Here is a 14,522-nt window from a genome sequence, read left to right on the forward strand (position 1 = left end):
AGGTGATAGACGTGTTCCATGCCAGTCAGTATCTCGAACAGGTCATGCTGGAGCTGGGCTGGTCGGAAGAGGCCCGCAGCGCAATCCAGTACCTGGAGCAACGGGCCGATCGGATGGACTACCCGGCCTATAAAGCCCGGGGCTGGCCCATCGGTTCAGGCCAGGTGGAGGGGATGAACAAGCATGTCATCGGTGCCCGCATGAAACGCTCGGGGATGCAGTGGAGTCGCCCTGGGGCTTCGCGCACAGCAGCCCACCGCGCCCAGCTATGTAGTTCCCATCCGCTGGTGGCCTTCGAGGCCCTGAGGTGGAGGGCTTTCCCTGTACGGAATTGCTGAGATGCACCCACCGATTACATGGGTTTGACACAAGGCGGCCAGACCCCTAAAATACCGATTGCTGTCCTGCGGGTTTCGCAGTGCCATTGGTGTGCAAATCCAAATGACCGCTCCACGCTGGGGCATCGTCTAATGGCAGGACAACGGTCTTTGGAACCGTCGGTCGTGGTTCGAGTCCACGTGCCCCAGCCAAGCCCAGCACGAGAAAAGCCGAGGGTGTGTTACCCTCGGCTTACTCGTTTTGCGGTGATTTTACAGTTGGTGGATTTAGGCATTGGTGCGCGGTGGGTGTGTGGTTTAGATTTGGTTACTGTATTATTGTGCTGGACAGCGCAACACAAGCCTTCTGGGGTTTTCTGGCATCGCTGTGACATTTGAGCTTGGGGCTGGCTTTTGGTCTGGTACTATCTAGGCTGTATGGCGGAAGCAGTGCCCAATAATAAGGTGTTGGTAGTTACCTCGAGCCAGACTCTGCGAGCTTTGCTGGAAATGGCAATCGAAGAGCAGGGTATTGAGGCCCAATTTTTCGAAAAAGCCAAGGACGGCCTGGATTATCTCAAAGCCCATACCCCGCGTGCGATTGTGCTAGACGATGCAATAGAGATTGACCCCTTTTCCATTGCTTCCCGCCTGAAAATGAGCCGCCGACTGCGGGAAGTGCCGGTTGTACTCTTCATCGCAGATAATGATGAACGAGCCAAGCTAACTGCCGAGTTTGCCAGGGTGGAGCATGTACTCTCCAAGCCGGTGGACCGCAAGGTTTTCTCCAATATTCTGCGTAATCTGCCACAGCAGCAAGCCAGCGCTTAGATCGGTTCCCACGAATGCCCAGGGTGGGGCCTTGGGCCAGGTTTCTTGCTCTTACAAACCCTCTAATCAATACTGCTAGACTGAAGCACGTGCATAGATTGCTCCAGATTTTGCGGGTGGTGCTGTTTGCGGGGTTCCTGGGAGCGCTGGGGGCAGCAGGGTATGTGTCCTGGTTGCTGCTGCGCGACCTGCCTAGCCTCGAGACCCTCGAGGACTTGCGCTTTACGGCAACCTCGACATTTTTTACCCGCGATGGAATACCCATCGCAGACCTGGCCTCGGTGGAGGATGGGCGGGCCATTGCCCGGCAACTGGTGCGGCTTTCCGAGGTATCGCCAGCGGCAGTGGTGGCGGTGGTGGTCTCGGAGGATCAGCGTTTTTTCAGGCATTACGGCATCGACTTTATCCGGCTGGTGGGGGGCCTGTACTACTCCCTGCGCGGCGACCTGCAGGGCGGTTCCACCATCACCACCCAGGTGGTTAAGAACACCTTGCTGCGCGACCTGGCGCTCGAGCGCCGTGGTATTAGCGGCCTCGAGCGCAAGCTAAAAGAGTTCCCTCTAGCCATCCAGATTGAACGCCGCTACTCCAAAGAAGAAATTTTGGAGATGTACCTCAACGTGGTTCCCTGGGGCGGCAACGCCCAGGGAATCTGGGCGGCGGCCCAGGCCTATTTTGGCAAAGAGCCTTCCGAGCTAAACTTGGCCGAAGGGGCTTACCTGGCGGTTCTGATTCCTGCGCCCAACACCCGCTACCTGGACTACGCCTCGACCCGCCGCCGCATGAATGTTTTGCTGGGCAATATGGTCTCGGAGGGGTGGGTAAGCCAGGCCGAAGCCGACGCAGCCTGGCGCTACAAGCTGGTACCCAAAGGCTGGGAAGTGGCCTACGACGAGAACGGCAACCTGAAAACGGCCAGGCTGGTTGACCCCAGCGTGCGCATTGTGCCCGAGCGGAACGTGCGCCTGGCCCCTTATTTCGTATATGAAGTACAGCGCTACCTTAAAGAAAAAATTGGCGCTGAAAAACTGCGCGACCAGGGGGGGTTGCGAATCATCACTACCCTTGACCTCAAGATGCAGACTGCTGCTGAAAAGGCGGTGGTGGGCCGTCGCCTGCCAGACCAGGCACAGCTAGCCCTGGTGGGCCTCGAGCCCAACTCGGGTGAGGTGCTGGCCATGGTGGGAGCGCGCCCGGGCACCGAGGGGGAGTTTAACCGGGCCACCCAGGCCTGGCGTAGCCCTGGCTCGGCCATTAAGCCATTTACCTATGGTGTGGCTTTAGAGGCTGGCTGGACGCAGGCCACCACCGTGCGCGACTCGCCGGTGGAGTACCGCACACCCAGGGGTGTGTGGCGGCCAAAAAACTTTGATGGCCGCTACCTCGACCGCCCGGTCAGCATCCGGTATGCCCTGGACAGGTCTTTGAACCTGCCTGCCATCCGTACTGCAGAGGCCATTGGGGTGCAGCGCTTAGGTGATAAGCTGCGGGCTGCAGGTTTCCGCCTGACTGGGAATATGGCGGTGCTGGCCAACTCAATTGGCGGGGGCGCCGAGATTACCCCCATGGGCCTGGCGGCGGCTTATGCCAGCTTTGTCAACGGCGGCTACCGGGTCGAGCCACAGCTTGTGCTTAGGGTAGAGGACAGCAATGGCCGCATCATCTTTCAGCCCGAACCTAAAAAAGTCTTGCTCTGGACACCGCAGGTGGCCTATCAAATCTGGGACATGCTCAAAGGTTACGTCTACGATGTACCGCCTGGCTTCCGCTCGAGCCTGGCTTCTGAGGCACGCATTCCTGGGCGTATCGTGGGAGGCAAGACCGGAACCAGCGACGATGCCATCGACCTGTGGTTTGCAGGGGCCACACGGGGCCTGGTGGCTACCCTCTGGATAGGCCGCGACGACCATAAGCCGCAGCGTATGGGTGGTGTGGAGCCGAGCAGCTCGATGGTGAACCCCCCTATATGGCGCGACTTTGTGGAGCAGGCCCTGCGGGGCCGTCCTGCGGGCGATTTCCCGCAGCCTTCTGGGCTGGTTCAGGCCACCTTCGATCTGCTGACCGGCAACATTAGTTCCAGTGGGGTTACAGCGCTTTTCCCTGCCCATCAAGTGCAACGCCTCGAGGCCGCTAGAAGCCAACCCGCCGTGCTCGATACCCTGCCACAACCCACCTATATTGCCCGGCCAGGCCCTGCGGTGGCTACTAGCCGGGTCTACCTGACCATTGCCGTAGACCGTCTGACCAACTGTCTGGCGTCGCCTCAGACCCCTACTGAACGGGTGGCCTGGCTACAGGTGCCGGAAGCTCGTCTTAGCGAATTCCAGTGCAACTGATCGTGGCCCCACAATTACACCGCACCGCGTGCGAAGTAATTTTGAAATCTCGCTGGATTGTTCCCTTGATGCAGCGAGCCTGAGCGATAGCACCAAAGTGAGCTAGAGGGATGCGCCATATGAACCTCGTCCCCCAGAAATTGGGTTTTGTTCGACGCAGCGCCCAGATTTGACTTTTGCTCGAGTTGCCATTATCGTTGTTCGCAGATGGTTTGGTATACCACCACTACCTAAGCGGCAGCTCGCTCGAGTTGCCGCTACCTGCCAGTTGTGGCAGGTTTTTTGTTGAAGAAAGGAGAGTGCTATGAGAATTGGGATTGTAGGGGCTACCGGAGCGGTTGGAAAAGAGTTGTTGAATGTGCTGGAGAAGCGCAACTTCCCGGTTTCGGAGTTGCGGCTCTATGCCTCGGCGCGCTCTGCTGGTCGAAGCCTGCTCTTTCGGGGGAAGGAAATCCCTGTGGAAGTCCTGCCCGAGACCCCCTTGCCGGTAGATGTGGTGCTGGCGAGTGCGGGGGGGGGCATCTCCAAACGCTACGCTCCTATCTGGGCTATGCAATCGGTGGTGATAGATAACTCTTCAGCATTCCGCTACGAACCAGACGTACCGCTGATTGTGCCCGAGATTAACGCACATGCCATGCGCCACCACAAGAACATTATTGCCAACCCCAACTGCACCACGGCCATCCTGCTGATGGCCCTTTATCCGCTACACAAAGCCTTCAAGGCCAGGCGGGTGATCGTGAGCACCTACCAAAGCGCCTCAGGGGCTGGCGCAAGCGGAATGGAGGAGCTGCTTCATGGCACCAAGGAGTTTCTGGCAGGGCATCCAGTTGAACACAAAACCTTTGCCTACCCGTTGCCCTTCAACGTGATCCCACAAATAGATGCCTTCCAGGAAAACGGCTATACCAAAGAAGAAATGAAGGTTTTGTGGGAAACCCAAAAGATAATGGAAGATCCGCAGATCAGGGTCTCCTGCACGGCAGTAAGGGTTCCTACCTTGCGGGTTCATTCCGAGGCCGTAACGGTTGAATTTGAGCATCCGGTCAGTCCTGAAGCCGCTCGAGAGGTGTTGCGTGTGGCCCCTGGGGTAGATCTGGTCGATGATCCGATCGGCAGGCGCTATCCCATGCCACTTACCGCGACGGGCAAGTTCAACGTAGAGGTGGGGCGGATCCGCAAAAGCCTGGCTTTTGATAACGGGCTGGATTTCTTTGTGGCGGGTGACCAGTTGCTCAAAGGGGCTGCTTTAAATGCGGTGCAAATTGCGGAGTTGCTACAAAAGCCGATAACAACCTGAGCCTTCCCAACCCCCTTTGGAGTGGGTTTGACCTGGCTAGCTTTGATTGGTTCTTTTTTGGGGCCCCCGCCTGAAGCGCGGGCAACAGCTCGAAAAACGATGGTGCTCCAACAATCCCTAGCGAAACGATTCAGGCGGGGTTCATATAATACCGGATTCAAAAAGATAATCTTCAAACAAAAAGCGCTAAGAGGCTATCTTTTTGAATCCTAGAGCACACCCCTCGCTGCGCTCGGCGAAGAAAGCGTATCCCTTCGGTCGGGTTAGTTCGTCACCGTTCGGTGACGAACTAACCGAATCTGGTATAAGAGCTGCAGGATCAGCCGTCCGATGGTTTCCTGGTCGAAGCTGAACCCGGCCAGGAACCTTTGGCAGCGGCGGTAGTTGGAGGCGATGTGCACCCAGGGGTTCAATGCTACGGCGATCTGGGCCAGGTTGACACTGCGGACGCGGATCAAGGCCAGCACAAATGCGGCCAGAAAGTCCAGTCGGGCTCGATGCCACTGCAGGTGGGGTCGAAAAACTTCGCTGAGTTCACTATGATGATTCATGGGACTACCTCTTGGCGGGGCAGTCCCTATTTTTATCAGCTCCTACGTGCTTCTGGCAAGTTTTGTCGTGTACCTAGACCCTGGCCATTCATCACAGCAAATGGACCACGCTGGCCCGTATACTTGGCGCGGAGGTTTTTATGCACAAATGGCTCATCTTGTTGGTTTTGTTGCTCAGTCCGGCTTTCGCTCAGAGTGTACAGGTAACTGCCGGTAGCCCTTTTGGCATCAATGCGGGTGTGCGCTTTCCGCTGGTGCCTTTCCTGGTGGATGGGCGGGTTTATGGCGGCGCCAACCTCTTGACCGGTGGCCCTGCTTCGCTGGGCGGTGGTGCGGATGTGCTGGTTTCGGTACCCCTGACCGACCTTTACGCCGGGGCGGGCCTGTTTTATGCCACTGGAACCACTGTCTCGCTCGTTGCGCAGGGTTCCAGCAGCGGGGGCCTGGGGGCCCGGGGGGTTGTTGGAACCTATCTGAACGTGGGCTTGCCGCTCATTGGTTTTTTCGTTGAGGTACACCCCATGCTGTTCTTTGGAGGCTCGAGCACCTTTGGTTTGGGTGCGGCTGTGGGTGCGAACATCGGCTTCTAGCTTCTAGAATACTGAATATCAACCTGGGGGCTGTTAAAAACCCCGGGTTTTCTTGCTTGCAAGGGCAAAGTCCTATACGCGGATATTGACTCTTGCGCCACTTTCAAACAAATGTATTGCGTCGATAAAGCGCACTACTTTGGTCTGATACCCCATCACGATGGAGTGGGTGCGGGCTCCGCCACCAAAGTAGCGTACCCCCTCGAGCAACTCCCCGTGGGTAATGCCGGTGGCAGCAAACACAATTTGGCGGCCAGGGGCAAGGTCATTGGTGTGGTAGACTTTCTTTTCGTCTACGCCCATCGCGTGCAGCCGCTGAAGTTCGGCCTCGTTGCTGGGCAAAAAACGGCCTTGAATTTCACCGCCCATGCACTTCAGAGCGGCCGCAGCCAGCACCCCTTCGGGTGCGCCACCGCTGCCCATCATCACGTGAGCGCCGGTTCCTCGAATGGCAACCGACACGGCAGCTACCACGTCGCCGTCGGTGATGAGCTTGACCCTTGCGCCAGCTTCGCGTACCTCGCGGATAAGCTGCTCATGTCGCGGGCGATCCAGGATGACCACTACCAGGTCTTCTACTTTGCGCTGGAGGGCATCGGCAACGATGCGCAGGTTGGCCTCAACCGGAAAATCCAGGCTCACCTTGCCGGCGGCCGGAGGGCCCACCACCAGTTTTTGCATGTACATATCGGGCGCGCCCACCAGGCCACCCTTTTCGCTAATAGCGATGACCGTGATGGCGTTGGGGAGCCCTTTGGCAGTAATGTTAGTGCCTTCTACAGGGTCTACTGCGATATCCACCTCGGGGCCCCCACGGCCGAGAACCTCTCCAATGTAGAGCATGGGGGCCTCGTCCATTTCCCCCTCCCCAATCACTACCCGACCAACGATGGGTAGCTCAGAGAGTACCCGACGCATAGCGTCGGTTCCAACAGCGTCTACTTCGTCTTTTTTACCCATTCCAGCTAATCGGCTGGCTGCTAGCGCGGCCTGTTCAGTAACACGGGCGACCTCGAGCACCAGCAAGCGCTCAATATCCATGTCGGAGTCAAATCGCATGCTTTAAGCTTACCAAGGTCGGTAGGGATTATGGCCTTGGTAGCATTTCCAAACAGTATGCTTCTAAGGTTTGTGTCTTCCCCACAGGGTATGGGCCAGGTCAGTAGGGCTAACACCTTGTTCGGCCAACAGAAACAACAAATGAAACAGTAGATCCGAAGCCTCCCAAACCAGCTCCTCGCGGCTTTGGTTTTTAGCAGCAATGATGACCTCGCCCGCTTCCTCACCAATTTTCTTGAGTATTCGATCCAGGCCAGCCTGGTGCATCTTGGCCACGTAAGAGCCTTCCGGCAGCGTAGCAATCCGCTGTTCGATGGTCTGATAAACCTTTTCCAACACTTCACCCAACGAGGGCTCGTTAGAACCGGATAGAGGCTGATGAAAGCAGCTCTCGGCCCCGGTGTGGCAGGCTGGGCCATGTGGGATGACTTTGTACAGCACAGCGTCCTGGTCGCAGTCTAGTAGCACCTCGAGCACCTCCTGGGTATGGCCCGAGGTCAGGCCCTTGACCCAAAGCTCACCCCGGCTGCGGCTAAAAAAAGTGCTCTGGCGGGTTTGTAGGGTCTGCTTTAGGGCCTCGAGGTTGGCGTAGGCCAGGGTTAATACCTGTCCCGTGCGTGCGTCCTGCACAATAACTGGAACCAGGCTGCTGGCATCAAAACGAACATTGGCGAGATCCATAAACTACCCGAGGCCCATTCTGGGCGAGGGAACCCTAGATTGCAACCTGCACGAACACACCATCATGCCCAGGGCAGGGGAGATTCAATGCGCACGGGGATGCCTTGTTGTGCCAGATAGGACTTGAGTTCTGGAATGGGAATCTCGCCAAAGTGAAAAACGCTGGCGGCTAGGGCTGCATCGGCAACGCCATCCTGCAAAACTTCTGCAAAGTGTTCCATGCTACCCGCCCCGCCCGAGGCAATCACCGGAATTCCCACCACCTGCGAGACCGCCCGGCACAAAGCCACTTCGAACCCCGCTTTGGTTCCGTCGGCGTCCATGCTGGTAAGCAAGATTTCGCCTGCGCCCAGAGCTGCCCCCTGCTCGGCCCACTTCAGCGCATCGAGTCCCGTGGGCGTGCGGCCTCCAGCCACATACACTTCCCAGGAGGCCCCTCTTCGCCGGGCATCAATGGCCAGCACCACGGCCTGGTTGCCAAAGTGATCGGAAAGCTCCTGGATTAGCTCAGGCCGCTTGACGGCCGCCGAATTGACTGACACTTTATCGGCTCCGGCCAGCAGCAAGGCCCGGGCGTCCTCGAGGCTGCGCACACCCCCGCCTACCGTAAAGGGAATAAATACCTGCTCGGCCACCTGGGTGGCAATCTCCAGCAGGATGCCCCGCTCTTCGTGGGTGGCGCTGATGTCTAGAAAAACCAGTTCATCGGCCCCGGCCAGGTTGTAGGCTTTGGCCGCCTCTACGGGGTCACCCGCATCACGCAGGTTTACAAAGTTAATACCCTTGACCACCCGCCCCTGGTGGACATCGAGACAGGGGATGATGCGTTTAGCCAACACAAAGACGATTCTCGGAGATGGCCGCTCAAAGTGCAAGGGCATCTGAAGGGGGGGCGTAGGCGGCTTGTTCTGTGATTATTCGCGTGACAGAAGGCTCAGCACTTCGATATGGTGGGTAAAGGGGTAAAAGTCGTAGGGGCGTACAAAGCGCAGGCGGTACCCCCCCTGCACAAGCCGACCGAGGTCTCGAGCCCAGGTGGCCGGGTCGCAGGCAATGTACAGGATTTGCCGGGGCTTTTCTTGCAGCAGGCTGGCCAGCACTTCGGGTGCCAGGCCCGAACGGGGCGGGTCTACCATCACCAGATCGGCGGGCAGGTGCCTGGCGAGAACCCTGGCGTCGTCCTGCTTGAAAACCAGGTTCTGCACCCCCAGCCTGTCCCGATCGGCCTCCCCCCGCCTGACCGCACTGCGGTTGATCTCAATGGCCACCATCTCGCTAAAAAGTGGGGCCAGGTGCAGGCTCAATACGCCGCTGCCGGCATAAAGCTCCACGGCTTTGTGCCCTGGCTCCACCACTGAAGCGGCCTCCTGAAACATCAGTCCGGCGGCTTTGGGGTTGACCTGTGCGAAGCTCTGCACATTGACCGTAGAGAGCACGCCGCCAAAGTCCTCGAGCAGATGGGTGGCCCCGGCCAGGTGTCGAACCTGGCCCCGGAAGCGGCCCTTGGGGCTAGACTCACCCCAGACCACGCCGGCAATGCCCTCTTGCACCAGGGCCTGGGCGGTTTTTTTGAAATACCGGGCGGTCCCCCCAATGAACCCCACCTGCACCTTTTGCTCGTAGATTGAGCCCCTGAGCACCACCTCCTCGAGGTTGGCGAGCGGCCAGTTGCTGAGGAGTTCGAAGGCTGGCTGAAGTGGTGTGGCGATGAGGGGGTCGTGCAGGATGCGCGCCAGTTCGTTGCTCTGGGGCAGGCGGTAGGCCAGGCCGCCCAGGGGGTGCAGGGCATACTGGGCTGCGGTGCGGTAGTAGAGGCCAGGCTGGCCATAGCTGGGGGAGGGCGCTATGGGGGCCACCTCGAAGTTTAGCTTGGCGATGCGCTCAAGCGACTCCTGCACAAAGATCTGCTTGATCGGCAGCTGGGCCTGGTATTCCAGGGGTAGGTCGGCGGAGGGCGGCAGGGGCCCCTGGTAGCGCGCAGGGTGGGGTTTTAAGACCTGGGTAACCCAACCCTCGAGGTGGTTCTTACGGGCTGTGAGCTCTGCTTCAACCACTTCGCCGGGCAGTCCTCCACGCACCAGGGCAGTTCCTTGAGGGGTTCGTGCAAGACCCATTCCACCCACAACCACTTTTTCAATTTCAATCCGTGCCACACCTCACCATACCCTACCTGAGGCAGGTTGGTTGTGGAGGTTGACGTGGCGCCGACGGTGAGGAATAATCAACCCGGTTAGCTTAAGGAGGAGAGAAATGAAAAAGATGCCGTTGCTATTGGCTGCGCTTGCACTAGCAGGCTCCGCCCTTGCTCAAACTTTTGTGACCATCGGTTCGGGTGGCACCACCGGGGTTTATTTCCCCGTCGCTACCGGCATTGCCAAGCTGGTGAACGACGCCAACATTGGGGTGCGGGCCAACGCCCGCTCCACCGGCGGGTCGGTCTTCAATATCAACGCCATTGCCTCGGGCGAGCTTCAGATGGGCCTGGCCCAAAACGACATTGCCTATTATGCCTACAACGGTACGGGCATTCCCGCCTTCGACGGCAAGCCGGTGAAGAACATCCGGGCGGTGGGCATCCTCTACCCCGAAGTGGTGCATGTGGTGGCCCGTGCTGGGGCTGGCATCAACACCATTTCCGACCTCAAGGGCAAGCGGGTGGTGATTGGCGATGTGGGTTCCGGAACCGAACAAAACGCACGCCAGGTGCTCGAGGCCTACGGACTGGGCCTTGGCGACCTGCGCGAGGCCATCCGGGTCAACCCCAACAACGCCTTAGCCCTCATGCAGGATGGTCGGGCCGATGCCTTCTTTTTTACCGGGGGCCTGGGGGCGGCGGTGGTGAGCCAGGCGGCCCAAACCATCCGCATCCAGTTGGTTGAAGTAGAGTACCGCCGGGTGCAGGAGCTGGCCAAGAAGTACCCCTTCTACCGAGCTTTCAACATCGACGGCGGGATTTATCGGGGCGTGGATGTAACCACCCCTTCAGTGGCGGTGCTTTCGATGTGGCTCGCTGCTGAGAGCTTAAGCGCTGATGTGGTTTACAACATGATGAAGGCAACCTTCGATAACCCCGAGTTTAAGTCCATCCACCCCAACCTGCAGCGTTTCTTCAACGTCAACTCGGCGGCCCGCAACCTTCCGATTCCGCTGCATCCCGGTGCTGAGCGCTACTATCGCGAAAAGCGCATCATACGCTAGGCACTTCTGGACACCAGGGCCGACCCTCGAGTCGGCCTTCCTTTTTGCTGGTAGAGGCGAGCAAAAAATGGACGCAAATGGCCTTTGGGTGTAAAACTATGCAAGCTCTGAGGTTTTCTGAGGCATCTTTGATGCGTCCCCGGAAACTGCATGACCGACTGTGCAGCTTGCTGAAAGGTCCAGAAGCCTCATAAACCGGTGGGGTGCAGTTAAATCGCACGAAGGGGATAACGCGCAGGAGGTGGTGAATGCATAAAGATAAGCCGGAGGCTAAAGCGACAGATCTGGTTGAAGAGGTAGAGCTGGGGGGTCGAAAACCCAGCGACTGGTCACGCTGGCTCATTCTGGGGCTGGCGGTAGGGTGGAGCGTGTTTCAGGTCTGGGCTACCTGGATAGGTTCGCTGGATCAGCTGTTTTTCCGGGCAGCCCACCTGGCCTTTGCTTTTGCCCTGGTATTTTTGGTATACCCCTTTAATCGCCGCAGCCGCCGCGACCGGATTCCGCTGTTCGACTGGGTTCTGGGAATTACCGCAACCCTCTCGGCGGGCTATGTAATGTGGCAGTACAAAGAGATGATCGAGATCCGGGGTGGGCTGGCCAACCAGACCGACCTGATTGTTGGTAGCGTGACCATTTTGATGCTGCTGCTGGCCGGTTGGCGCGCTTTGGGGCCAGCCATGCCCATCATCTCCCTGGTGTTTATGCTGTTTGCCCTCACCGGGCCACAGGGCATGTTTCAGTGGCAGCTGCCAGGGGCCCTGGGCCAGCTGCACGCCGGGGTGCAGTGGCGCTCCCTGGTCAGCCAGCTGTTCATGAACGCTTCGGATAGCATCTGGGGAACCCCCATTGGGGTAGCGGCCCGCACGGTATTTGTGTTCGTGCTGTTTGGGGCCATCCTCGAGCGGGCCGGGGCGGGAAAATGGTTCACCGACCTGGCCTTTAGCCTGTTGGGGGGGGTGCGTGGGGGGCCGGCCAAGGCTTCCATCGTTTCCTCGGCGCTCACCGGGGTGGTCTCGGGCTCCTCGATTTCCAACGTGGTTACTAGTGGAACCTTTACCATTCCGGCCATGCGCCGGGCAGGCTATTCTGCCGAGAAGGCGGGCGCAGTCGAGGTGGCGGCCAGCTCCAATGGGCAGTTGATGCCCCCGGTGATGGGGGCGGCGGCCTTTATCATGGCCGATTTTTTGGGGGTACCCTACTCGGCCCTGGTTTTGATGGCCATCGTGCCCGCATTGCTGGCTTATACCACCCTGTTTATTCTGGTAGACCTCGAGGCCGTCAAACTTGGCCTGAAGGGGTTGCCCAGGGCCGAGCTGCCCAGGTTCTGGCCCACCTTGCGGGCCGGTTTGCACTATGTATTTCCCCTGGCCTACCTGCTGTATGCCCTGCTCATCATCGAGCTATCACCCGAACGGGCAGCCCTCAATACCATTTTTCTGATGATTGGGGTTGCACTGCTGCAAGAGCTTTACCTTGCTACACGCTCGGGGCGGGGGATAGGCAGCGGATTGCGCTCGTTTGCCCAGATTGTAATCGAGGGTTTTGCCAATGGGGCCCGCAACATGGTGGGTATTGCCATTGCAACCGCTTTGGCTGGCATCATTATTGCGGTAGTGCTGATCACCAACATTGGCTTTGGCCTTACCGACCTGCTCCAGACCATTTCTGGAGGCAACTTATTGGTTGCCCTGTTGCTGGCACAGCTGATCAGCCTGGTTTTGGGAATGGGCCTCCCCACCACCGCCAATTATGTGGTGATGGCCAGCCTGGTGGTGCCGGTGATTACCAAGATTGCCTCACAAAGCGGTATAGACTACGGCACGCTCACCTTTTCGGGCCAGGAAGTGCCCATTTTGAAAATTGTGGCCCATATGTTTGCCTTTTACTTTGGCATTATGGCCGACTCCACCCCGCCCGTGGCGCTGGCGGCCTATGCGGCTTCGGCCATTGCCAAAGGCGACCCTTTCAAGACGGGTGTCCAGGGCTTTATCTACGAATTGCGAACGGCCTTGCTGGCCTACATGGTCTTCTTCAACCCCGGCCTGCTCTTGATTGGGGTGGGTGGTGCGCTCGAGGGCGGGCGCATCATCGGGACGGCCCTGGTAGGCCTTACGGCCTTCTCGGCGGCCACACTGGGGTACTTGCTGGGCAACGCCAACTGGCTTCAGCGCTTGCTCTATCTGGCTGCAGCCTTCCTGCTAATGCCCAACAACCCCAACAGCGAAATCATTGGGCTTGGGGTGATGGCCTTAACCCTGGGCTGGCAGTGGTGGATCCGTCGTGCGATTGCCTGATCCAGGGCTCTGTCGTACATGAAGCTCTACTGGATAGAACTGTTGGATAGCCAGGTACCCCTAGCCTTGCGGCGGCGCGGCTTGCTGCAGCTGAGTGGGCTGGCCCTGGTGGTTCAGTTGTTCCACCTGGGTCTGGCCTGGCTGGCCTTGCCGGAAATGGCCGGATTGCCGCTGTGGTTGGTCTGGGCTGTGAGCAGTTTTTTTGCCTTGCTGCTGCTGGTTATCGGGGTGCTTTATTTTCGCCCAGAAGTCCGCAAGCCCCGGCTCGAGCCCGCAAGAAAGGCTTTTTTGAGCGCACTCTGGCTTGGGGTGGCCTGTCTGGCTGCGATATTCGCAGCGCGGATGGGCTTTGATTTAGGAGTGGCGTTGTTTTTGGCTCTGGGACTGGTGGGATATGGGGCTGCCTTTGGAGACCTGTGGTTTGGGCTGAATAAAGCGTGACCACCAGGGTTTGCTGGCAGGGGCGGGCTTTGCCAGCAATTGTCTAATTTTGGGCAGGGCTTCTTCGGCCCGCTTTCGACCCAGTTCGTAGGCCAGCTGGGCCTTGGTGTAATCGAAGGTTTCGATGGGGGGGTCGGCCTCCAGCGCAATCACCAGGTCGGCCTGAGAAAGCGCCATGCTCAAGAGTCGGCGGCGCGAAGCCTCACCCGCCTGGAGGGCCGCTTCCAGTGCGCTTTTGGGCTCGCTGGGCACCGTCCGATTGGATATGTCCACGGCCACCACTGGCCCCGCTTGCAGGGCTTTGGCAGCGGTAACCGGTACTTTTTCGGCCACATCACCATCTACCAAAAGCCTTCCGTGCCACTGTACCGGAGGGAAAATGCTGGGTACTGCGCTGCTGGCAGCCAGGGCCTCGGCAACAGGCCCAGCCCGCAGCATAATGAGCTCTCCGGTGTTGAAGTCGCAGGCCTGGATCACCAGGGGAATCGGGCTCTCTTCGATGCGGCGCTTGCCAAACAAAGCACTGTAGCCCTGGCGAATCTTGATGCCTTCGGCCAGGTAGGGCCGCCGCACAAAATCGACCAGACGGCTTACCTGGTGCAGGGCACCATTTTTTTGCAGGCGCTCGAGCTCGGGCTCTTTGAGCCACTCACTCAGCTCACTGTGGTGCACGGAAATACCAAAGGCGTATAAAGCAGCTGCCAGCGCACCAGCAGAACTGCCGGCCAGCCCGGCAATAGGAATGTTGGCCTCGGTTAGCACATCGAGCAGTGCTGTGTGTGCGCTGCCCCGTACACCACCACCTCCCAGTGCCAGCACGATGCCATTCATGACTGCCATGCTAGCAGAAAATTTGAACCAGGTGCAGTGATTTTGATTAAGCTTTAGATAAAAAGCTTGAGCAGTATGCACCAAACTCGA

At 58.6% G+C, this 14,522-nt stretch carries 12 protein-coding genes, 1 tRNA gene and 2 pseudogenes; 9 read left to right on the forward strand and 6 right to left on the reverse strand.

The annotated features are described in order from the left end of the window. The 5 genes and pseudogenes from Q355_RS16850 to Q355_RS0103535 form a co-directional block, all read left to right on the forward strand. Positions 1-338, forward strand: a pseudogene (locus Q355_RS16850) (hypothetical protein); the annotation flags it as partial. A 118-nt stretch (positions 339-456) separates the two neighbouring features. Next, positions 457-530: transfer RNA gene (locus tag Q355_RS0103520), tRNA-Gln, on the forward strand. A 225-nt stretch (positions 531-755) separates the two neighbouring features. After that, positions 756-1,148 carry a response regulator gene (locus Q355_RS0103525; protein ID WP_027876519.1) on the forward strand — a complete coding sequence of 131 codons (393 nt, stop codon included), beginning with the start codon at positions 756-758 and terminating at the stop codon, positions 1,146-1,148. Positions 1,149-1,237: 89 nt separating this feature from the next. Beyond that, entirely contained in the window at positions 1,238-3,484 is a 2,247-nt protein-coding gene (locus Q355_RS0103530) for a transglycosylase domain-containing protein (protein ID WP_027876520.1), read from the forward strand. Positions 3,485-3,788: 304 nt separating this feature from the next. Next, a complete protein-coding gene (locus Q355_RS0103535) occupies positions 3,789-4,787 on the forward strand; it encodes an aspartate-semialdehyde dehydrogenase (RefSeq protein ID WP_027876521.1) in 999 nt (332 codons plus the stop codon). Positions 4,788-5,086: 299 nt separating this feature from the next. Here Q355_RS0103535 and Q355_RS0103540 read toward each other — a convergent pair. After that, positions 5,087-5,338, reverse strand: a pseudogene (locus Q355_RS0103540) (IS4 family transposase); the annotation flags it as partial. Between the two features lie 140 nt (positions 5,339-5,478). On the opposite strand from Q355_RS0103540, the gene Q355_RS0103545 reads away from it, so the two are divergent. Further along, the gene (locus Q355_RS0103545; RefSeq protein WP_027876523.1) at positions 5,479-5,928 is read left to right on the forward strand and encodes a hypothetical protein; all 450 of its coding nucleotides are present in this window, start codon (positions 5,479-5,481) and stop codon (positions 5,926-5,928) included. Positions 5,929-6,000: 72 nt separating this feature from the next. Here Q355_RS0103545 and glpX read toward each other — a convergent pair whose 3' ends face one another. From glpX to Q355_RS0103565, 4 genes are all read right to left on the reverse strand, one after another. Next, positions 6,001-6,969: a class II fructose-bisphosphatase gene (gene glpX, locus Q355_RS0103550; RefSeq protein ID WP_027876524.1), complete on the reverse strand. Its 969-nt coding sequence runs from the start codon at positions 6,967-6,969 to the stop codon at positions 6,001-6,003. 81 nt (positions 6,970-7,050) lie between these two features. Next, positions 7,051-7,668, reverse strand: a complete 618-nt coding sequence (gene hisIE / locus Q355_RS0103555; protein WP_027876525.1) for a bifunctional phosphoribosyl-AMP cyclohydrolase/phosphoribosyl-ATP diphosphatase HisIE — start codon at positions 7,666-7,668, stop codon at positions 7,051-7,053. Positions 7,669-7,730: 62 nt separating this feature from the next. Continuing rightward, positions 7,731-8,507: an imidazole glycerol phosphate synthase subunit HisF gene (hisF, locus tag Q355_RS0103560; protein WP_027876526.1), complete on the reverse strand. Its 777-nt coding sequence runs from the start codon at positions 8,505-8,507 to the stop codon at positions 7,731-7,733. A gap of 75 nt (positions 8,508-8,582) precedes the next feature. Further along, the gene (locus Q355_RS0103565; RefSeq protein ID WP_027876527.1) at positions 8,583-9,821 is read right to left on the reverse strand and encodes a class I SAM-dependent RNA methyltransferase; all 1,239 of its coding nucleotides are present in this window, start codon (positions 9,819-9,821) and stop codon (positions 8,583-8,585) included. 97 nt (positions 9,822-9,918) lie between these two features. Between Q355_RS0103565 and Q355_RS0103570 the strand changes: the two genes are divergently transcribed. From Q355_RS0103570 to Q355_RS0103580, 3 genes are all read left to right on the forward strand, one after another. Next, positions 9,919-10,866, forward strand: a complete 948-nt coding sequence (locus tag Q355_RS0103570) for a TAXI family TRAP transporter solute-binding subunit (RefSeq protein WP_027876528.1) — start codon at positions 9,919-9,921, stop codon at positions 10,864-10,866. A gap of 248 nt (positions 10,867-11,114) precedes the next feature. Continuing rightward, the gene (locus tag Q355_RS0103575) at positions 11,115-13,160 is read left to right on the forward strand and encodes a TRAP transporter permease (RefSeq protein WP_027876529.1); all 2,046 of its coding nucleotides are present in this window, start codon (positions 11,115-11,117) and stop codon (positions 13,158-13,160) included. Positions 13,161-13,178: 18 nt separating this feature from the next. Then, a complete protein-coding gene (locus tag Q355_RS0103580) occupies positions 13,179-13,601 on the forward strand; it encodes a hypothetical protein (protein ID WP_027876530.1) in 423 nt (140 codons plus the stop codon). On the opposite strand, the gene Q355_RS0103585 is transcribed toward Q355_RS0103580, so the two are convergent. After that, positions 13,515-14,432 carry a patatin-like phospholipase family protein gene (locus tag Q355_RS0103585; protein ID WP_027876531.1) on the reverse strand — a complete coding sequence of 306 codons (918 nt, stop codon included), beginning with the start codon at positions 14,430-14,432 and terminating at the stop codon, positions 13,515-13,517. The two genes, Q355_RS0103580 and Q355_RS0103585, sit on opposite strands and share 87 nt — an antisense overlap. Positions 14,433-14,522: the final 90 nt, after the last annotated feature.

The sequence above is a fragment of the Meiothermus cerbereus DSM 11376 genome (assembly GCF_000620065.1).
Taxonomy (GTDB): Bacteria; Deinococcota; Deinococci; order Deinococcales; family Thermaceae; genus Meiothermus; species Meiothermus cerbereus.